This is a genomic window from Sphingobacterium sp. UBA3519, assembly GCF_002377215.1.
Lineage (GTDB): Bacteria > Bacteroidota > Bacteroidia > Sphingobacteriales > Sphingobacteriaceae > Sphingobacterium > Sphingobacterium multivorum.
Genome location: NZ_DFPI01000011.1, coordinates 28,158 through 49,286 on the forward strand (window position 1 = coordinate 28,158; position 21,129 = coordinate 49,286).

Genomic DNA, 21,129 nt, shown 5'->3' on the forward strand with positions numbered 1-21,129 from the left:
CAAACCTTATTTTATGTGCATATTTACACTTGTTAATGGGAAAATATCACTTTCGACATGCGCTTTTTCAATCAGCTGACGTAATTCTTTTACTTTCGTTGGGTTTTCCTGGGCAATATTGTGTTGTTCTTTTGGATCTTGTTTGAGATTATATAGTTCGGCTGTAGGTTGGCTACTTGTCACTTTTTGTAAGATAAGTTTCCAATCTCCTTGGCGCAGGGCTTGACGACCCCCATCTTCATGAAATTCCCAGTACAGGTATTGGTGCTGTTTTTGTTGCTTGTTTTTACCTAGCAGCGTTGGTAAAAATGAAATTCCGTCTGTATAATGCGTTTTTTTTGTCCCGGCAAGCTCGACCATCGTCGGCATAATATCCCAAAAAGCACCCAGGTAGTTTGAGGTTTTTCCTTCCGCAACTTTACCATGCCAATAAACAATGAAAGGGGTCTTGATGCCACCTTCATAGAGGTCGCGTTTGTTGCCGCGTAACCCGCCAGAGCTATTGAAAAAATTGGGATCGGCTCCGCCTTCTTTGTGCGATCCGTTGTCGCTTGTAAAAATGATAATTGTATTATCCAATAGCTTGTTTTCGCGTAAACGATCAACAATTTGACCGACATAAGCATCCATACGGCTTACCATACTCGCATACATGGCATGCGGTTTTTCTACCGAAGCGTAACCGGAAACAGTCGCTTGTGGGCCATAGTCATTTCCTTTATGTGGTTTTTCATCAAACCTGTCTGCATATAACTGATAATATTTGTCATCCGGACCCGATAATTCGGCGTGAGGAAGAACTGTAGGTACATAAAGGAAAAAAGGTTTTTCTTTATTTTCATCAATAAATTTCAAGGTCTTTTCTTGAATTAATGCTGGAGCATACTGTCCTTGGGCCATTAAACCATTGCCGTGGAGTTCTATCCTTTCGTTATTATGCCAGAGGTGAGTTGGGTAGTAGCGATGGGATTGACGTTGGCAGTTATAGCCATAGAATTCATCGAATCCTTTTTGATCAGGAGCACCTGTTGTATGGACCATGCCAAGTCCCCATTTGCCAAACGCACCGGTTGTATATCCTGCTTGTTGTAGAAGCATAGCGAAAGTTTGTACAGAGTCGGCTAGCGGTTGTTGTCCTTCGGGCTCAATTTCTTTGTTACCGCGTACGTAGGTATGGCCGGTATGCTGTCCTGTCATTAAAGATGATCGCGACGGAGCGCACACAGATGTACCAGCGTAGAAGTTGTCAAATTTCATCCCTTTGGCAGCCAATGAATCGATATGCCTCGTTTCAATTTTTTGCTGACCGTATACACCAAGGTCTCCATAACCAAGATCATCTGCCATAATAAGTACAATATTCGGCCTTTGGTCCTTCTTTTGAGCTATAGCAAGAGAGGCTAGAGTCAAAAAAAGAGATAACATAAAAGATATTTTCATTTGCATTCGGTTATTTCTTAAAATTAATTTTTTTCATCGCTAAGATTGTCCACTAGTTTATATCGCAGTGCAACTTAATCCATTAAAACAGTCAGGTGGTCCTATTTAATTTTATGGTCCTATTTAATTTTATTTATAATGGTTCGTATGTTCTTTAGAGTAATACTTCTATTTTAAAGAAGTATTACTCTAAAAAGAATGAGCGTTAAATTTAGTCAAAAATATCTTTTTGATCGTATTCGCTCGCATTCGTGGAGGGATAACAACGGTAATGAAAGAGCCTTAATTGGATAATCTGTTCTTTTTTGCTGCCTACGCATACGATTGTGTAATAATTTAGTGTGTGCTATCAATTGTAATCTCCGATATGTTCATATTTATTTTCTAATTTCACCCTAATTTTATGAAAATGCTCTTATGGCCAAATCAATTAAAGAAATAGCACAAGAACTCAATGTGTCTAAATCAACTGTTTCGTTAGTCATTAATCACAAAGCCGAGCGAGCCCGCATTAGCAAGGAATTGGAAAACCGCGTACTTGCATACGTTGAAAAAGTTGGCTATAAGCCCAATGCTCTCGCTAAGAGTTTAGCAACGGGGCGGTCAAATACTATTGGTCTAATTGTAGAGAATATTGGGGATTCTTTTTTTGGTCCATTTGCATTGTATGTAGAGGAATTGTTCCGAAAGAAAAATTATCATGTCCTCTACAGTAGTACGCTTGGAGATTCGCAAAATGCACGCGATATCATCGATTCGATGTTGGAAAAGAAAGTGGAGGGTATTATTTTGGCTCCGACAGTAGATCTGGAAGAATATCAGCGCAAAATATTGGAACATAAGGTTCCGTTGGTCGTTTTTGATAGAAATTCTCCAACAGTGGAAACCCATTATATACATATTGACAATGAAGTTAGTGGGAAGAATGCATGTGACTATTTGAAATCTATTGGTTGTATAAATTTTGGGCTCGTAACCATCGATTCTGATCAACCACAAATGTTGGCACGTAAACGTGCTTATTTGGAGTTTTGTGACACATACGGAATGGAACCTCGCATATTGCAATTACCTTATCAGCACCTGAAGCAGAAAGGTTCGCGTATGTTGAAAAATTGGGCTGCTAAGCAGATAGGCTTAGATGGTCTATTTTTTACCACAAATTATCTTTGTATTCTCGGATTGAAGGTATTGCGGTCGGCGCCTGAGAATAGCTATAATTTTCCGATGTTTTCTTTTGATGACCATGAATTATTTGATATTTTGAATCCTAAAATCTCCTGTATACAACAACCATTGGAAGCTCTAGCTAAAACTTGTGTGAAAGTTTTGTTAAAGGAAATAGATCAGGGGATATCCACACCAAAAGAATATATCATCTCAACGAAATTGATGCGACGCTAAAATGGGACAGCAAATGAATATATAGAAATTGAATTGTAAAAATCATAAGACGTGTTTGTCCAATTCCAGGTCTTTATTTTGATTTAATATTCTTTTTTATATCTTTACTAATACGTTTTAGTAGAAATATTTTTATATATCCTAAATAATGAAGAAATCTTTAAGTGTTTTTCTAGGGTCGTTATTGTCTTTGGGTTTGTTTTACGCAAAACCGGTTTTGGCTCAGAAATTTAGAGGACAGCAGCTAGAAGCTGTCGATCTTGTTAATCCATTAATGGGTACCGAATCCAAATTTGAGTTGTCCAATGGTAACACCTATCCCTCGATTGCGAGACCTTGGGGAATGAATATGTGGACACCACAAACAGGAAAAAATGGCGACGGATGGCAGTATCAATATACCGCTGATAAGATTCGTGGATTAAAACAGACTCACCAGCCATCACCCTGGATGAATGATTACGGTGTTTTTTCTATCATGCCTGTAACTGGAAAGCCTGTATTTGATCAAGATGAGCGTGCGAGCTGGTTTTCGCATAAAGCGGAGATTGTAAAACCGTATTATTATTCGGTTTATCTAGCGGATCACGATGTGACTGCAGAGATGACACCAACAGAACGCGCAGCCATGTTTAGGATCTCGTTTAATAAAACAGACGACGCTTATATTGTTTTGGATGCTTATGAAAAGGGATCTGAAGTTCAGATTATTCCAGAAAAAAATATGATAATTGGCTATTCTTCGAAATATGCACGCGGTCCACTGCCAGCTAATTTCAAGAATTATTTTGTTTTGGTTTTTGATCAACCTTTTGCAAGTGTCGCTACTTGGGAAGGCAAAGAGAAGAAGGATGGACAACTTCAGATCAAAGGTGATCACACTGGTGCAATTGTAGGGTTTAAGGTAAAAGACAAAACGAAACCAGTGCAGGTGAAAGTGGCGTCTTCCTTTATCAGTGCCGAACAAGCCTTATTAAACTTAAATGAGTTAGGTAACAAATCTTTCGATCAAATAAAAGAAGACGGACGTCAGATCTGGAATTCGACCTTAGGGAAAATTAAAGTAGAAGGTGATGATATCGATCAGCTGCGTACATTTTATTCGACCATGTATCGGACTTTATTTTTCCCGAACAAGTTATATGAAATTGATGCGCAAGGAAAGGCTGTACATTACAGTCCATATAATGGAAAAACACTTCCTGGTTATTTATTTGGAGGAACAGGTTTTTGGGACACTTTTAGGGCGTTGTACCCATTCTTAAATTTTATGTATCCTTCCATTAATAAGGAAATGCAGGAAGGTCTTCTCAATGCCTATTTAGAAGGAGGCTTTCTTCCTGAATGGAGCAGTCCGGGGTATGCTGATATCATGGTGGGTAATAACTCTGCTTCGGTGGTTTCGGATGCTTATATGAAGGGATTGCGCGGTTATGATATCAATAAGTTATATGAAGCTTTACAACACGGTGCTAATAACGAAGGACCAATGAGTGCTGTTGGAAGAAAAGGCGTTGAATATTACAATAGTTTGGGTTATGTGCCATATGATGTTAAAATCAATGAAAATGCAGCGCGTACATTGGAATATGCCTATGACGATTTCACGATCTACCAATTGGCAAAAGCATTGAACCGTCCGAAGGCTGAAATTGATTTGTATGCTAAGCGTGCACAGAACTATAAGAATTTATTTGATCCATCGACCAATCTTATGCGTGGAAAGAATAAAGATGGAAAATTCCAAGCTCCTTTTAATCCATTGAAATGGGGTGACGCATTCACAGAAGGCAATAGCTGGCATTATTCGTGGAGCGTATTTCACGATGTTCAGGGGCTGATCGATCTGATGGGAGGGGAAAAGACTTTTGTGGGCATGTTGGATTCGGTGTTTGTTCAGTCCCCAGATTTCGACGACAGCTATTATGGTGGTATTATCCATGAAATACGTGAAATGCAAGTTGCGAATATGGGGCAATATGCACATGGTAATCAGCCAATTCAGCATATGCCATATTTGTACAATTACGCTGGCCAACCTTGGAAAACACAATATTGGGTGCGTCAAGTGATGGACCGAATGTATAAGCCTACACCTGATGGCTATTGTGGTGATGAAGATAATGGTCAAACCTCTGCATGGTATGTTTTTTCAGCGCTTGGATTCTATCCTGTTTGTCCGGCGACGGATGAATATGTGCTGGGAGCTCCATTATTTAAAAAAGCGACCCTAACATTTGAAAATGGTAAGACATTGACCATTGATGCACCGAAGAACTCAGCTGAAAATGTATATGTAAACACATTGCAAATGAATGGTAAGGCTTATGGTAAAAACTGGTTAAGTCACAAAGCATTGCATGAAGGTGGCACACTTAATTTTGACATGGCGGCAAAACCCAATTATACGAGGGGATCGTCCAAAAATTCAGCGCCTTATTCAATGACAACGGATTTGCAAACAAATATCAAGTTGAAATCGAACAAAAAGAAATAATCATTGGGTTATGATAAACTTTAAAAACTTAAAAGTAGTTGTTACCGTATTTGGCTTGGCATACTCTTGTTCACTTTTCGCGCAGGATAACTGGAAACATACAGAAAACGACCGCAAGGTGGCTGTGGATGTTGATAGTATCAGTAAAGGTGGTTATACCCTAATTTGGATTAATAAAGACAAAGATTTTAGTGCTCCTTTAAAAGAAAGATTGGTGGCAGCATATTTTATAAACTACCCTAAACTAGCCAAGAAATATAATAAAAAGACCATAAAAAAGGTGTCTTTCGTTATTGATCCGGACTATAAAGGTGTGGCAGCGACAGCGGGTGGGATTGTCCGTTACAGTCCAGCTTGGTTTGCCAAAAATCCAGGGGATATTGACGTGGTTACCCATGAAGTCATGCATATTGTTCAAGCATACCCCGATGGGGCGGGCCCGTGGTGGATTACGGAAGGGATAGCCGATTTTGTCCGATTTGATGATGGCATAGATAATGCGAGGGCAAACTGGAAGCTGCCAGAATATAACGAAAAGCAGAAATACACCGATTCTTATCGTATTACAGCGCGCTTTTTGTACTGGATCAATCTACATGTAAAGAAGGATTTTGTCAAAAAATTGGATGCAGCGATGCGTAGCAAAAGCTATAGTGATGCTTTTTGGAAAGTGGAGACGGGTAAAACTATTGATGAGCTATGGGCCGATTATAGCCAAAATCCCACACTATAATTCATAAGCGATGAATATCAGAAGTTTAGTCTTTTTGGGATTAATTAGTGTCCCATATCTATTAAAGGCACAAGAAACTAAATTAGTTCAGTATGTCAAACCACTCATCGGAACGGCGAAAATGGGACATACTTTTCCGGGGGCGACAGTTCCATTCGGTGCTGTACAATTAAGTCCTGATACGGATACATTATCTTATGCTGTCAATGGACGGTACAACGGTGATGTTTATAAATATTGTGCTGGTTATCAGTATGATGATCCGACGATTGTCGGGTTTAGTCATACACATTTTAGTGGCACTGGTCACTCCGATCTTGGTGATATACAGATCATGCCGACACAAGGAAAAGTTCAATTGAATCCGGGTACAGCTGATCGACCGCAAGACGGTTATCGATCATCCTACTCACATGCCAATGAGCGAGCTGAGGCCAATTATTACAGTGTTCTACTGGATAAACATCAGATTAAGGCTGAATTAACGACTACAACGCGTGTAGGGCTCCACCGTTATACATTCAAAGAGTCTGACGCTTCACATCTTATCGTAGATCTAACTGCTGGGATTTATAATTATGATGGCAAGAATGTTTGGACCGTTGTCAAGGTATTGAACGATTCAACACTGGTAGGCTACCGTCAAACAAACGGTTGGTCGAGAACGCGCACCGTATACTTTGCAATAAAGACCTCAAAAGCTTTTAAGAATTATGGCGCCAAGTATGAAGATGGAAAATCTGTGTATAATGGTTTCTGGCGTAAGTTTGATCAACAAAATAATTTCCCCGACCTTGCAGCGCACAATATTAAGCTACACTTGGATTTTGATACAAAAGCACAAGAATCCATCCTTCTGAAAGTAGCTTTAAGTCCAGTAAGCATGAAGAATGCATTGGCCAATATGGAGGCTGAGGCTCCGGACTGGAATTTTGATGGCTACGTTAAGAAAGGCCAAGAAGCTTGGGAAAAGGAGCTGCATAAGATAGAAGCTGAAATGTTGAACAAGGAAGACCTGGTCAATTTTTATACAGCCATGTACCATGCAAGCTTAATGCCGACAGTCTATATGGATACGAATGGTGAATATAAAGGCTTGGATCAGGAGGTGCACCGCGCCAAAGGTTTTACGAATTATACTTCATTTTCGCTGTGGGATACTTATCGGGCTTTTCATCCGCTGTTGAATTTAATTAACCCTTCTCGTAATGCTGATATTGTAGCATCCATGATGGCTCATTATGACCAGAGTGTATTGAAGATGTTGCCGATTTGGTCGCATTATGCGAATGATAATTGGTGCATGAGCGGCTATCATTCGGTGTCTGTTATTGTTGATGCAATACTTAAGGGCATTTACAAAGGCGATGCAGGAGCCGCACTAGCGGCTTGCGTACAAACGGCAAATAAACGTCAGTATGAGGGAATCGGCGCTTACATTGATAAGGGGTATGTTCCTGCAGATGTATCGGGAACATCTGTTTCTAATACATTGGAATATGCGTATGACGATTGGTGTATAGCGCAATTAGCGAAAAAATTGGGAAAAGAGGATATTTACACGACCTTTTCCAAAAGGGCTGAAAGTTGGAAATCACTCTATGATTCCGCTATTGGATTTATGCGTCCGAAGAATTCAGCGGGTAAATTTCAGGAGAAATTCGATGTTTTGGATACACATGGGCAAGGATTTATTGAAGGTAATTCATGGAATTACAGCCTGTATGTACCGCATCAACCTACTGAAATGATGGCATTAATGGGAGGCAAAAAACGTTTAGAGTCTTATTTGGATTCACTGTTTACCATGGAATTACCGGATAAATATTTTGAACATACGGAGGATATTACCCGGGATGGTATTATCGGAAATTACGTGCACGGAAATGAACCTTCCCATCATGTGGCATACTTATACAATATAACCAAGAGTCCCTGGAAAACTCAGGCCCGCGTCAGACAGATCATACGGAATCAGTATCACAATGGCCATGCGGGTTTAGGGGGAAATGATGACTGTGGACAAATGTCTGCCTGGTATTTATTTACTGCATTGGGTTTTTATCCAGTGGCACCTGGGGAAGATAGTTATTGGATTGGTAGTCCTTTGGTCAAATCGGCAAAGGTTAACCTTGAAAATGGACGCAGTCTTTCCATAGTTGCCCGTAACCAGTCTGAAAAGAATGTTTACGTTAAATCCGTTTCTTTAAATGGGCGGAAATTGGCTGATTTTCTATTACCCTATAGTAGCATTATAAATGGTGGTGAATTAATCTTCGAGATGAGCAATAAACCAAACAAATAATAGTCTGTTTGCAAAAATGAGACGGTCAGGTGTATATAAATGGATAGCTATCTGTTGCTTAGTTTTGTTTTTGATATTACAGTATCTCATGATTGCAAGATCATATGAGATCAAAAGAGGCGAACTATTTCAAAAAGAAAAAAAGGAAATTAAGGTTGTTTACGATAAGCATATTTCCAACGATAAGATATTCCCGGGCGGACAGAAACTTGTCGATTCAACCTTAATGCCTCATTTAGTTCGTCTGAGATCTTATTATCAAGACGATAGAAATGCTTTCAATAGTCTGAAAGATAGTATCGCGAAGACCTTGATAATGAGGCTTCGAAATCATCCTGCGATGGATAGCCTATTCCAGGTCATCAGATCCGAAGTCAATTTGGGTGAAGGCTTTGGTTATGCCATTGTGTTGAGAGATATTTCGGTGACTTTTGATGCGAAGACCTTTATACCAATCCTGGACTTTGGCAAAGATCAGCATATTCCTATTGGAGGGGAATTTCGGTTTATTGACAAAGACAATATCGTATCGTCGATTGCAATAACCGCAAATAGTAAGATGTCGAACCGTGTGGCTTTTACGTTGTATGTTGGGAATATTGATACAAATTTTTCTGTATTAAAAGCCATTTTACCATTATTATTACTATCGGGCTGCTGTATAATTGGTATTGTTTGGTTGTATTTGATGACATATAGTAGCTGGATAAAGCAAAAAAGAATGGCAGAAATGGCTTCCGACTTTATTAACAATGTCACACATGAGTTCAATACACCATTGACAACCATACGAATTGGTTTAACCAATTTGGCGGTAAAAGTTTCGAAAGATGATAAGTTAAAAATGTCAACAACTTTGGACACCTTGATGCGTCAGATAAACCGTTTGGATCGATTAGTTAACAAAGCGATTGATTTGAGTGTGTTTAATCAAGAAGAGGTGAGTCTAGAGGAACACTTTTTGGTAGAACTTATGGATCAATTAGAACAAGATCTTGCGATTTTAGTATCAGAAAGTGCGACGATTCAAATCTTAGTGGATCAAAACGTTAAAGAGGCTAGGGTGCTTGTCAACCCATTTATGTTTGTTACCGCGGTAAACAATTTGGTCGATAATGGCCTGAAGTATAATAAAGAGCGAATAAAGCATATTCATATTCGTTTGAGTATTGGCGCTAGAGATACGGTGGTGATGACTGTACAAGACAATGGAATAGGTATTTCACATAACCAATTGCCGTATATTTTCACGAAGGGATATCGGGGTAAACAAGAAGCTACTTCAAATGGGCTGGGCCTGGGGCTTTTTTTCGTAAAGGAAGTCATGCGGATTCATAGATGGAAAATTGACGTTAAATCAGATACCCAACCTGGAACAATATTTTCTATTTCAATACCAATAATAAAATAGATGATACCAAAATATGGACATATATTGCTGATTGAGGATGATCTTGATTTAGCGACAATGCTCATAGATTATCTGTCAAATTTCGGATTTGATGTTAGTCATGCAATGTCTGCTGAAGAAGGAATATCTTATTATAAGATTAATAAATATGATATCCTTGTAGTAGATATACAACTTCCCAACTGGGATGGGTTTCAATTCGTTGAATATATTTCTCAGTTAAATAAAAACCAGTTTGTGCTTTTTCTTACAGCAAGACTGTCTAAACCAGATCGATTAAAGGGCCTCCGTCTAGGGGGCAATGATTACATAACAAAACCGTTTGATGTTGAAGAATTGTCTCTGAAACTTCAAAATTATATGGTTAAGCAGCCTGTTGTTTGTCAATTACAACTCAATATTGGTGACATTAAACTTGACCGTAATTTACTTGCAATAGAATTTAATGATAAATCTCGGCAGGTTGTATCACCACGTGAATTTGAACTTTGGACTTTCTTAGCAAGCAAACCGAATATTGTTTTGAAAAGAGAAGAGATCTTACTTGCTCTTTGGGGAGATAACGATTATTTTTTGGGACGAAGTCTTGATGTTTTTATATGCAAGATTAGAAAAATGCTGAAAAGATCGCGGTATGTTGCTATTAAAACTGTTTATAAGGTGGGATTTATTTTAGAGGTCGATTTCAATAATTGTCATTAACAATCGATTAACAACTTTCTCTTTTCTTTCTTTTTAATTTTACTAAAACGAATTAGTTTATCAGCTTAAGGTTGATTTCTTTGGAGATGTTCATTCCAAAGGAATAACTAATTGATGACCAATTTTTGTATTAGTAAACCAATCATTAATTATTATTTATGAAAAGAAAGGTAATTCCATTATTTTTTACGCTTTCGGTGTGTAGCACGTTCAATTTGTGGACCGAATTGAAAGCTGCGTCTATCCACTTCAGTTTCCAACAAGAGGGTATTATTGTAGAGGGAACAGTTTTAAACAGTTCGACAGGGAAAGTTTTGCAAGGTGTCACCATTGTGGTTAAGGCGAGTGGCAAATCAACGAAAACAGATGCATCAGGTCGATATCGAATAGAAATTCCCTATAAGGATGCGGTATTGACCTTCTCGTATATTGGTTTTCAGCCTCAACAAATTGTGGCGGGCGGAAGGTCAACGTTACAGGTTAGCCTAGTAGAAGATGTAAAAGCACTAGAGGATGTTGTGGTTGTTGGATACACAACACAGAAGAAAAGAAATGTTGTTGGCGCCGTCGCAACGATTACGACTAAGGATCTTGTACAGAGTCCTGCAGCAAATATTAATAACATGCTTGCAGGAAGATTACCAGGACTGGTTGTCAACCAATATGCTGGAGGAGAGCCAGGAGTAGATCGTTCAGAATTGTTTATTCGTGGTAAGTCAACTTATGGTAATCAATCCCCCATTGTAATTGTGGATGGAATTGAACGCGATATGAGCTATTTGGCTCCAGACGAAATTGAGACTGTTTCCATTTTGAAGGATGCAGCAGCTACGGCACCCTACGGAATTCGTGGAGCGAATGGGGTTATCGTTGTTACCACAAAACGAGGACAATCCGCCGATAAAGCAACCGTAGACTTCAAAGCGTCGTATGGCCTAAATACGCCCGCACAATTGCCTATGCTTTTGGGATCTGCAGATTACGCGACTCTCTACAATGAAGCGTTAATGAATGATGCGAAGCGGTCTGGTGGAAATATCGATAACTTGAAATTATTTAGTCAGGATGCTATAGACAATTTTCGAAGGGCAAAGGGTGATAATTCGGACGGGTTAGGTTATAACTGGGACTATTTCGATTATATTTTTAGAACTGCACCTCAGCACGAATATAATCTATCAATAAGGGGTGGTAATGATATTGCGAAATATTTTGTGATGGGCGGTTATATGGGACAAGATAATAATTATGACCATGTTGACTTATCTAAATATAATGTCTCTCCTAAATTTCAGCGCTATAATTTTAGGTCCAATATTGATGTCAACATTACTAAAAACTTGTGGGTAAAACTCAATTTAGGTGCTCGTATTACCAATCGAACTTCACCTGGAACTTCCGCAAGTAGATTGATGACTCTAGCAATGACACAGCCCCCGTATTTACCCATCATTCTCGAACCCAATAGCCAACCTTCTACACAGGGATATCTGCTGAATAATCCCTCGGGCTTGTTGTTTGGTAATCAAATTTACCGATTTAATGTTCTTGGGGAGTTGACTAGGTCAGGATATCATACAGAAAAAAACACCTATTTGGAAGGAAGTTTCGCTGCCGGCTGGAATATGGATTTTATTACCAAGGGACTTTCTGTTGACGGAATATTTTCCTATGATGCTAGAGAGCAACAATGGGTCAGACGCGAGCTGGGTACCTATAGTGAAGGATATAGGGTATATCCCAATTATGCGACTTTTCAGCCTACAGATGGTATCGATATTTTTATGAATCCGCAATACTATGAGGGTACTTATAAAAATGGGAACAAATATAGGGTAGATCAAACTGTTGGAAATTCATTTACACAAAGTAGTCCTTTTAATAGAACTTTCATTCAAGGAAAAATAAACTATAACCGTCTATTTAAAGATAAACACAATGTTACTGGAATGTTGCTTTTCAATCGCTCGAGCCAGTCTGTCTATGATGCGGCGAATTCAAGAGCCAGTGTTGATATCCGTTATCAAGGTATGACAGGACAGTTTACCTATAATTATCTAGAAAAATATTTGGCGGAATTTAACTTTGGTTACAATGGATCCGAAAATTTTATAGAGGGAAAACGTTATGGATTTTTCCCGGCTGGAGCATTGGGTTGGGTGGTTAGCAAGGAGAAATTTATGTCGAATACCAAAGACTGGCTTAGCTTTTTAAAGCTGAGGGCCTCGATGGGGCTTGTGGGTAATGATAAAATGCCAGGTGACGCTCGATTCGGATATCTCGCATTTTTTCAGGGAGGAGATGGTTATAGTTTTGGGGAACAGAATTTTAACAATGGACTAAGTGGCCTTCGTGAAGGACGCCTGGCAAACGAAAATATAACATGGGAGAAATCTAGAAAAACCAATATCGGTCTTGATATGGGCTTTTTAAAGAATAAGATGAACTTTAGTATTGATGTTTTTGAAGATTATCGTTATGATATTATTACTGAACTGGGGGCGGATGACATTGGTTTTCCTGGCGTAGTTGGTAAAGGCTCTCCGCTGATCAATATTGGAAAGGTCCGCAACCGTGGTATTGATATTGAGATGAGTTATTCAGATATGATTGGGGATAATTTCAGATTTTCTCTAAAACCTAATTTCACCTTTTCTAGAAATAAGTTGATCTACCGACAAGAGGTGCCACGACAATATGAATACAGACAAGCAACGGGCAAACGACTTTATGAAAATTTTGTCTATGTTTTCGATCACTTCGTTAGAGATCAGGCCGAGGCGGACAAATTAAATCAGAGTAATTTTCAACCTTGGGGAACAGTAGGACCTGGCGACGTCGTATATAAGGATTTGAATGGTGATGGTAAAATTACAGATTTAGGGGATCGCACAGTGATGGGAAATCCTAGGAGCCCGGAGATTCAATTTGGTTTACCAATATCGCTGCAATACAAGGGTTTTGATTTTAGTCTTTTGTTTCAAGGAGCGTTAAATTCTTCAATTTTATTGAAAGATGCGGCTGTGTGGGATTTCCCGACTTTTGATCAAGATAAACTCGGCTCCGTTCGACCAATTCATATGGGACGTTGGACACCGGAAACGGCCGAAACTGCTACTTACCCCGCTCTACATATTGGCAATTCCGAGAATAATAAAAATAGTAACAGTAGTTTGTTTTTATATGATGCTAAATATTTAAGGCTCAAAAATATAGAGATTGGTTATAATTTACCGAAAGATCTTATTAAAAAAATTGGTTTGAACCAATTACGCGTTTATGCGCAAGGGATGAACCTATTTACCTGGTCAGGTTTAAAGGATTTAAGTATAGATCCTGAAATGGGAAATACGAGCGGTTATTGGTACCCGATTCTAAAAGTCTACAACTTTGGAATAAATCTTAATTTCTAACCTTATGAATGTATTGAAGATGAAAAAAATACTTTTTTTTATGGCAGGTGTGGTTGCTTTTATGATCGCAAGTTGCAACAAATATTTGGACAAATTACCCGACGATCAGATCCGGGAAGATGAGGTTTTTACTCGTTATGAAAAAGTAAATCAGCTCGTTACGGATGTGTATGCTAAAGCGAAGGGTGTCAATCAGCCTATCTCGTGGTTCTATCATTTTTCGAGTGCCGCGATAACCGATGAGGCTGAAGGCTCTACAGTAGAGGGAAATATTACAAATAGATATAATACAGGTGATTGGAATATCAATGAACTACCCGGAGACAATGGGCAATTCTGGAATAGTATGTTTGACGGGATCCGCAGAACAAACGTTATTTTGGAAGGAATTAAAAAATATAGTACACCAGATGATATCCTAGAACCAGGTTCACTGCCTATGCGCGTGGGTGAGGTCTACTTTTTAAGAGCTTACTTTCATTTAATGGCTGTTCGTATATATGGTGAGATACCTTACATAGATCATGTTGTTACGGCAACAGAGAACATGAATTTCGAGCGTGAGTCAGTTCATAAAGTTATTGACAAAATTGTAGCTGATGCAACAACAGCATATAATGCTGTCCCGGAAAAATGGGAGGGGCAGAATTTTGGACGTATCGATAAAGGGGCATGTCTTGGGCTGATAGCAGAAGCACGGTGGATGGCCGCTACACCACTTTGGAATGGAGCTGCCGCAAAAGGTTATAATGGGACACGTAAGTTTGAGTCCGAATACGCTACATATGATCCTCAGCGTTGGGTGAAAGCTAAAGAGGCTGCTAAGGCAGTTCTTGAAAGTAAGGTTGCAGGTGGAAAACGTTATAGTCTTTACCAGAAATACTCAAATACCGATTTTGGAGATAGTGGTGGTCAAAACACGAGTAACTCAACAGTTTATACACGCTTATGGCAGATGTTTTATGATATGGAGGCGTTCAAAAATGAGTATGTTTTGTTTTTTACGCGCTATAAGGGTGAAGGGTGGTTTGGTGATGTATATCCGCCAAGCCGCGGTGGTGGAGCTCGTCAGATGCCCGTTCAAGAACAAGTAGATGAGTATGAGTACTTGTCGCCAGATGGCTTTGGTTACCCGATTTATAGTACCAAGGCTAAACAGGACGGGTATGATGACGCAAATCCTTATACTTCAGTAAAAAGGGATCCACGTTTTTATCGCGACATTATATTTCATGGTGCAGCATTCCGCGGCGGTAACAATAATCCATCCCAGACAAATATTGCGAGTGGTGCCGATCAGATCGGAGCGAATAATGCAACGCGCACGGGATATTATCTGAGGAAATTTTTGCAGGAAGCCTGGAATAAGAATGGCAGTGTTATCATTAGTGCGCCTCCAGTTTGGCGTTTGCCAGACTTTATTTACATTTATGCTGAGGCGGTTAACGAAGTTGATGGACCAACACAAGAGATCTATGATTTAATTAATCAGGTAAGATCTAGATCCTTTATGGCACCAATGCCTATGACAACGCTTGCTGATAAAAATTTGATGCGTGAGTACATTTACCGTGAAAGAAGGGTCGAATTCTTCTATGAGAATAAGAGAGCTTTTGATAGTCGCCTATATCTAGAGCCCAGTAGCTCGGTGGAGAAAACTAAATACCAGACCTTTACTGCATCAGGTAGTACAAATAATGAACGAAGTATAAACTACTGGAAGAATAATAATACAGCTTATCCGAAACTTCAAAATATGATTAATGGTATGAGAGCTGTTGAAGATGTAAATGGTAAAATCCAAATCGGTGATAAACGTTATAAAATGGAACGTTTCTTTGTTGAAAGTAGAGTTTTTACTGCTCCAACTCATTACTTATTTCCTATTTTAAACTCAGAGATCCAAAAATCGCCCTCATTAGGGCAGAACCCTGGGTGGTAGTATTAGTGTGATATAAAAACCGCAATCATTTGATTGCGGTTTTTTTTGTAACCATCTTGTGAAAAAGACCTGGGTAATCTACTATATTTAAATTTCTTACCTATATTTACTAATACGTTTTAGCTTTTTTGCTAATAATTTTAAGCTTAACCAAACGCTTCATTTATGTTTAATATTAAAAAACTAACAGGTAGTATTCTTTTTCTATTCGCGACGCATGCTGGAATGGCGCAACAAACCTCACCTGTTGATTTCGTTAACCCGTTGATCGGTACAGAATCGAAGTATGAATTGTCTAATGGCAATACTTATCCTGCGATCGCTCGGCCTTGGGGTATGAATTTTTGGACCCCGCAGACTGGAAATATGGGCGATGGTTGGGTATATACTTACACGGCTGATAAAATTAAAGGATTTAAGCAAACGCACCAGCCAAGCCCTTGGAACAATGATTATGGTCAGTTTTCAATCATGCCAATAACAGGCACACCGCTATTTGATCAGGAAAAGCGGGCAAGCTGGTTTTCACATAAAGCGGAAATTGCAAAACCTTATTATTATAGCGTCTACCTTGCGGATCACGATGTGACAACAGAATTGTCTCCATCACAACGGGCAGCAATCTTTCAGTTCACCTTCCCCAAAACAGACAGTGCTTATGTTATTATTGATGCATTTGATAAGGGGTCTTATATTAAAGTAATTCCGCAGGAAAATAAGATTATCGGGTATTCAACAAAAAATAGCGGTGGTGTTCCGGAGAATTTCAAGAATTACTTCGTCATTACTTTCGATAGACCATTCTCCTACAAAGCTGCTGTTAAAAGCGGAGCGATAAGTAAAGATGAATTGGAAATTCAGGACAATCACGCCGGAGCAGTTGTGGGCTTCTCTTCCTTGAAAAGAGGGGAGAAGGTCACAGCCCGTATTGCTTCTTCCTTTATAAGTTTTGAGCAGGCAGAACTTAATTTAAAAGAAGTGAAGTCCAAAACATTTCAACAGGTTGTTGACGAAGGTAAAGCACAGTGGAACGAAATCCTCGGACGTGTACAGGTTGAAGACCATAATATTGACCGGTTACGTACATTTTATTCCAGCCTCTATCGTTCAACACTTTTTCCAAGGGATTTTTCTGAAATTGATGGAACAGGCAAGCGTATGCATTATAGCCCCTACAATGGGCAGGTCCTGCCTGGCGAAATGTTTACAGATACAGGTTTTTGGGACACATTCAGAAGTTTGTTTCCGCTGTTGAATTTATTATATCCATCCATGAACGATCGCATGCAAGAAGGTTTGGTCAATGCTTATAAGGAGAGTGGTTACCTTCCGGAGTGGGCTTCGCCAGGACATCGTGCATCGATGATTGGAAACAATTCCGCTTCTATTGTCGCAGATGCCTTGATCACTGATCGGAAAGGCTATGATAAAGACCTATTATGGGAAGCGCTCAAGCATGGGGCCAATAGTGCCTATCCGAAACACTCTTCGACGGGACGCTTCGGTTATGAATATTACAATAAATTGGGCTATATACCTGCTGATGTAAAAGTAGACCAAAATGTAGCACGTTCATTGGAATATGCATACAATGACTGGTGTATTTATGAATTTGGCAAAGCATTGGGCAAACCGGAAGCTGAAACAGCTATTTATGCAACACGCGCGATGAACTATAAAAATCTGTTTGACCCAAGTACAAAACTTATGCGTGGGAAAAAAGCAGACGGATCGTTCGTCTCAGATTTTGATCCAAGTGCCTGGTCAAGAGAATATACGGAGGGAAATGCTTGGCATTGGAGTTTTTGTGTGTTCCATGACCCTCAAGGTTTAATTAATTTGATGGGTGGTAATAAATCATTTGTGTCCATGTTGGATACGGTGTTTGTTATTCCGAGTTATGAGGGTATGAAAAGTCGCGGAATGATCCACGAAATGCGTGAAATGCAGGTGATGAATATGGGACAGTATGCGCATGGAAATCAGCCTATCCAACATATGCCTTATCTGTATAATTATGCTGCAGAGCCCTGGAAAGCACAATATTGGGTACGCAAAATAATGGATAAACTTTATTTGCCTACACCAGATGGCTATTGTGGTGATGAAGATAACGGGCAGACTTCAGCCTGGTATGTCTTCTCTTCGCTGGGATTTTATCCAGTTTCTCCTGCCTCGGGCGAATATGTGATTGGTTCACCACAATTCGATAAGGTGACACTAAATCTCGAAAATGGGAAAAAAGTGAATATCCAAGCTAAACAACAGGGAGCAAATCAGGTCTACGTAGATCAACTAACTTGGAATGGAAAGCCTTATAATCATAATTATATCCGTTATAAAGATTTATTGCAGGGTGCCAAACTTGATTTCAAAATGAGCGAAGAACCGAATAAAAATAGAGGTACAAAAAAAGAAGATGCTCCATATTCCTTTAGTAACGAAAAAATAAAATAATATATTATGAAGCAATTACGTATTATATCGCTAAGTCTTATTTTTGTAATCAATTTATTTGTTTTAAATGCCTTTTCACAAAATTCAATAGGTCTTACAGTAGGAAGCTACAACATCCGTTATGACAATGACGGAGATCGTAAAAATGGTAACGGTTGGGATCAGCGATTTCCAGTAATCACTTCTTTAATTGATTTTGTGGATTACGATGTTTTTGGAGCACAGGAGGTTTTGGTAAATCAATTGGTAGATTTGAAAAAACGTCTTACTGATTATGATTATGTTGGTGTTGGTCGGGATGACGGTAAAGTTGCGGGAGAGTTTGCGCCTATATTTTTCAAAAAGAAGAAATTTAAGAAATTAAAAAGTGGCGTCTTCTGGCTTTCTGAGACGCCAGATCGCCCTTCAAAAGGTTGGGATGCTGCCTTACCTCGTATTTGTACTTGGGTGCAGTTGCAGGAAATTAATTCTGGGAAGAAATTTTGGTACTTTAATTTGCATATGGATCATGTTGGTGTCAAAGCCCGGGAAAAAAGTAGTCGGTTGGTTGTCAAAAAAATGAAAGAGTTTGTAAAAGGGGAACTAGCTATATTGACCGGTGATTTCAATGTCGATCAAAATAATGAAATTTATAACATCCTTCAAGAATCCGATTTTATAGAAGATAGTTTTGAGCTTGCTCCGACTAAATTTACATGGAACGGTACATTTAATGCTTTCGATAATAATCTTTGGACAGACAGCCGTATAGATCATGTATTCGTAACTCCTCGGATTAAAGTAAAGCATTATGCTGTTTTAACAGAATCTTATCGTAGTGCTAAAGAAAATAGTGAAGAGGTTAAAAAGGGGGATTTCCCTAAAGAACTTTCTTTTAAACAGTACGAGACAAGATTACCATCGGATCATTTTCCATTAGTGGTGAAAATCAAATTGTAACATTTGAAATTTATCGACTTTAATCTAATAAACTAGAGATATTTAAGGACATGACAGCTAATTTTTTAGGCTGTCATGGTTTTTTTACATGAATAAAATAATCTTAGCTATTTAAAGTCATACCTTTGTGATTCGAAATTTCGATATGTTAGGCAAAATATTTCATTTTTTAACACTCTTTGCATACCTTAATCTGTTGACCTATGAGTCTTTCTCCTCGGCAACTGGACAGGTGTTGCATGCAGGTGAGACCATTGTGGAGTATTTTTTGGATGACGTATTGGATTTGGAACCCATTCATTCTTCCCAAGAAGAAAAAGTACTATTGCAAGATGATTATCGTATATTTTCGCTCAATAGTCAAGTACTACCAATTTTTATTTTTGTTTTTGGAATCGTCTTTACGGCATTATGTTTTGCAAAAGATGATGAACATCCTTTTTATCGATCTAAAACCCTATGCTTACCAGGGTATTATCGATTCCTATCCCGCTTTAGGCCATTCTAGTTACCTCCAATAATTTTCTATCGGAGGCTGCAATAGTTTTATTTTATTTCTATCTATGGTTTGGAAGGCCTTAGGCCGCTCTTTGCCCTATACAATTGCTGTAGCTCCTATCTAATACATTCTCCTAACGACTGACTTTAAAATGCCGTAGGAGGGTTTAACATTTTACATTTTTTATCGTTTATGAAATACCAATGTTTGGCAAACACCAACGTGGATGAAAAACAACTGGGTATTCCATATGACCTTTAAAAAAAGATTATTCCCATATGAACAAATTACGAATACTGTGCCTTTTGCTTGGCGCGGTCGGGATGTTGGCCTCATGCCGCTCCACAAATGCTAATGCTGACCAAAAAGAAGAACTCAAAAATATACCCGTCGCCTCTTTGATGGTGATGGACACAACTGTTTATCAAGAATATATTGCAGATATCCAGGCCTTGAAAAACGTCGAGATTCGCTCGAAATTAAATGGTTTTCTGGATAAAATTTATGTCGATGAAGGTGCTTGGGTAAAGAAAGGACAGATTTTATTTAAATATAATAATGAGGAATATCGTTCGGAATTAGCCAAGGCCAAAGCACAGTATGATAATGCCATTGCGGAAGCACAAAAGATCAAGCTGGAAATGGAACGAACTCAAAAATTGGTTGACAAGAATATTGTGAGCTCTTCCGAATATAATTTATTGAAAATTCAATTAAAAGCGGCCAATTCTAAAATCGAAGAAGCCCGAGCTTTGGTAAATCAGGCACAGACAAGATTGGACTATACTGTTATACAGGCTCCTTTTGACGGTCGTATAGACCGTATCTTATTGAGAGAAGGCTCTTTATTGACCGAGGGTAGCTTAATTACGACGATCTCCGATTTAAGTAAAGTGAACGTTTATTTTGATATTTCTGAAAGGGAGTATCTGACACTTATGCGTGATAAGTTGGACGGTAAGGAGACGCAAAAATCGGTCAAGTTAATTTTGGCTAATGGTGAACTGTATCCACACGAGGGAATTGCCCATTTGGTAGAAAGTGAATTTGAAGCCAATACTGGATCCATTGCCCTTCGGGTTCAATTTCCCAATGCCGAGCATATCCTAAAGCATGGTGCAACAGGTAAGATTGCAGTGCCAATGCAGACAGGGCAACATACCTTTGTACACCAAAAATCAGTATTTGAAATTCAGGACAAAACATACGTTTATACTGTACAGGCAGATAGTACCGTAAAAATGACACCTTTTACAGCGGGCCCACGTGTGGGGCATTATTACATTGTGGATGGAGGTTTAGATCCCAACGCCAAGATTGTCTATGAGGGAGTACAGGGACTGCGGAGTGGAATGAAGATTAATCCAAAAATGAGGAAACTGTAGGG

At 39.0% G+C, this 21,129-nt stretch carries 13 protein-coding genes; 12 read left to right on the plus strand and 1 reads right to left on the minus strand.

Annotated elements, in window-relative coordinates:
• Positions 1 to 6 precede the first annotated feature (6 nt).
• On the minus strand, positions 7 to 1,446 hold the full coding sequence (locus tag B3297_RS05630) for an arylsulfatase (RefSeq protein WP_349678905.1): 1,440 nt from the start codon (positions 1,444 to 1,446) through the stop codon (positions 7 to 9).
• A gap of 411 nt (positions 1,447 to 1,857) precedes the next feature.
• Between B3297_RS05630 and B3297_RS05635 the strand changes: the two genes are divergently transcribed.
• From B3297_RS05635 to B3297_RS05690, 12 genes are all read left to right on the plus strand, one after another.
• Entirely contained in the window at positions 1,858 to 2,844 is a 987-nt protein-coding gene (locus B3297_RS05635) for a LacI family DNA-binding transcriptional regulator (RefSeq protein ID WP_286778566.1), read from the plus strand.
• Positions 2,845 to 2,992: 148 nt separating this feature from the next.
• A complete protein-coding gene (locus B3297_RS05640) occupies positions 2,993 to 5,341 on the plus strand; it encodes a GH92 family glycosyl hydrolase (protein ID WP_286778567.1) in 2,349 nt (782 codons plus the stop codon).
• A 10-nt stretch (positions 5,342 to 5,351) separates the two neighbouring features.
• Positions 5,352 to 6,074 (plus strand): basic secretory protein-like protein, encoded by a 723-nt coding sequence (locus B3297_RS05645; protein WP_286778568.1) that lies wholly within the window; start codon positions 5,352 to 5,354, stop codon positions 6,072 to 6,074.
• Between the two features lie 10 nt (positions 6,075 to 6,084).
• Positions 6,085 to 8,379 (plus strand): GH92 family glycosyl hydrolase, encoded by a 2,295-nt coding sequence (locus B3297_RS05650; RefSeq protein ID WP_286778569.1) that lies wholly within the window; start codon positions 6,085 to 6,087, stop codon positions 8,377 to 8,379.
• Between the two features lie 88 nt (positions 8,380 to 8,467).
• Complete coding sequence (locus B3297_RS05655) at positions 8,468 to 9,790, plus strand: sensor histidine kinase (RefSeq protein WP_286778570.1); 1,323 nt, start codon at positions 8,468 to 8,470, stop codon at positions 9,788 to 9,790.
• Complete coding sequence (locus B3297_RS05660) at positions 9,791 to 10,492, plus strand: response regulator transcription factor (RefSeq protein WP_070561748.1); 702 nt, start codon at positions 9,791 to 9,793, stop codon at positions 10,490 to 10,492.
• Positions 10,493 to 10,650: 158 nt separating this feature from the next.
• Entirely contained in the window at positions 10,651 to 13,905 is a 3,255-nt protein-coding gene (locus B3297_RS05665; RefSeq protein WP_286778571.1) for a SusC/RagA family TonB-linked outer membrane protein, read from the plus strand.
• A 19-nt stretch (positions 13,906 to 13,924) separates the two neighbouring features.
• Complete coding sequence (locus tag B3297_RS05670) at positions 13,925 to 15,847, plus strand: RagB/SusD family nutrient uptake outer membrane protein (protein ID WP_070561814.1); 1,923 nt, start codon at positions 13,925 to 13,927, stop codon at positions 15,845 to 15,847.
• Between the two features lie 165 nt (positions 15,848 to 16,012).
• Positions 16,013 to 18,304 (plus strand): GH92 family glycosyl hydrolase, encoded by a 2,292-nt coding sequence (locus B3297_RS05675; RefSeq protein ID WP_083295786.1) that lies wholly within the window; start codon positions 16,013 to 16,015, stop codon positions 18,302 to 18,304.
• A 6-nt stretch (positions 18,305 to 18,310) separates the two neighbouring features.
• The gene (locus tag B3297_RS05680) at positions 18,311 to 19,243 is read left to right on the plus strand and encodes an endonuclease/exonuclease/phosphatase family protein (RefSeq protein ID WP_070561744.1); all 933 of its coding nucleotides are present in this window, start codon (positions 18,311 to 18,313) and stop codon (positions 19,241 to 19,243) included.
• Between the two features lie 145 nt (positions 19,244 to 19,388).
• Positions 19,389 to 19,751, plus strand: coding sequence for a hypothetical protein (locus B3297_RS05685; protein WP_070561742.1), 363 nt, complete (start codon positions 19,389 to 19,391; stop codon positions 19,749 to 19,751).
• A gap of 269 nt (positions 19,752 to 20,020) precedes the next feature.
• The gene (locus B3297_RS05690) at positions 20,021 to 21,127 is read left to right on the plus strand and encodes an efflux RND transporter periplasmic adaptor subunit (RefSeq protein WP_201639782.1); all 1,107 of its coding nucleotides are present in this window, start codon (positions 20,021 to 20,023) and stop codon (positions 21,125 to 21,127) included.
• The last annotated feature ends 2 nt before the right edge of the window (positions 21,128 to 21,129 follow it).

What these genes read in the sequence shown, in the direction of transcription:
- B3297_RS05630 (WP_349678905.1), bottom strand. Translation starts at nt 1,446, where the DNA reads ATGCAAATGAAAATATCTTTTATGTTATCTCTTTTTTTGACTCTAGCC.
- B3297_RS05635 (WP_286778566.1), top strand. Translation starts at nt 1,858, where the DNA reads ATGGCCAAATCAATTAAAGAAATAGCACAAGAACTCAATGTGTCTAAA.
- B3297_RS05640 (WP_286778567.1), top strand. Translation starts at nt 2,993, where the DNA reads ATGAAGAAATCTTTAAGTGTTTTTCTAGGGTCGTTATTGTCTTTGGGT.
- B3297_RS05645 (WP_286778568.1), top strand. Translation starts at nt 5,352, where the DNA reads ATGATAAACTTTAAAAACTTAAAAGTAGTTGTTACCGTATTTGGCTTG.
- B3297_RS05650 (WP_286778569.1), top strand. Translation starts at nt 6,085, where the DNA reads ATGAATATCAGAAGTTTAGTCTTTTTGGGATTAATTAGTGTCCCATAT.
- B3297_RS05655 (WP_286778570.1), top strand. Translation starts at nt 8,468, where the DNA reads ATGATTGCAAGATCATATGAGATCAAAAGAGGCGAACTATTTCAAAAA.
- B3297_RS05660 (WP_070561748.1), top strand. Translation starts at nt 9,791, where the DNA reads ATGATACCAAAATATGGACATATATTGCTGATTGAGGATGATCTTGAT.
- B3297_RS05665 (WP_286778571.1), top strand. Translation starts at nt 10,651, where the DNA reads ATGAAAAGAAAGGTAATTCCATTATTTTTTACGCTTTCGGTGTGTAGC.
- B3297_RS05670 (WP_070561814.1), top strand. Translation starts at nt 13,925, where the DNA reads ATGAAAAAAATACTTTTTTTTATGGCAGGTGTGGTTGCTTTTATGATC.
- B3297_RS05675 (WP_083295786.1), top strand. Translation starts at nt 16,013, where the DNA reads ATGTTTAATATTAAAAAACTAACAGGTAGTATTCTTTTTCTATTCGCG.
- B3297_RS05680 (WP_070561744.1), top strand. Translation starts at nt 18,311, where the DNA reads ATGAAGCAATTACGTATTATATCGCTAAGTCTTATTTTTGTAATCAAT.
- B3297_RS05685 (WP_070561742.1), top strand. Translation starts at nt 19,389, where the DNA reads ATGTTAGGCAAAATATTTCATTTTTTAACACTCTTTGCATACCTTAAT.
- B3297_RS05690 (WP_201639782.1), top strand. Translation starts at nt 20,021, where the DNA reads ATGAACAAATTACGAATACTGTGCCTTTTGCTTGGCGCGGTCGGGATG.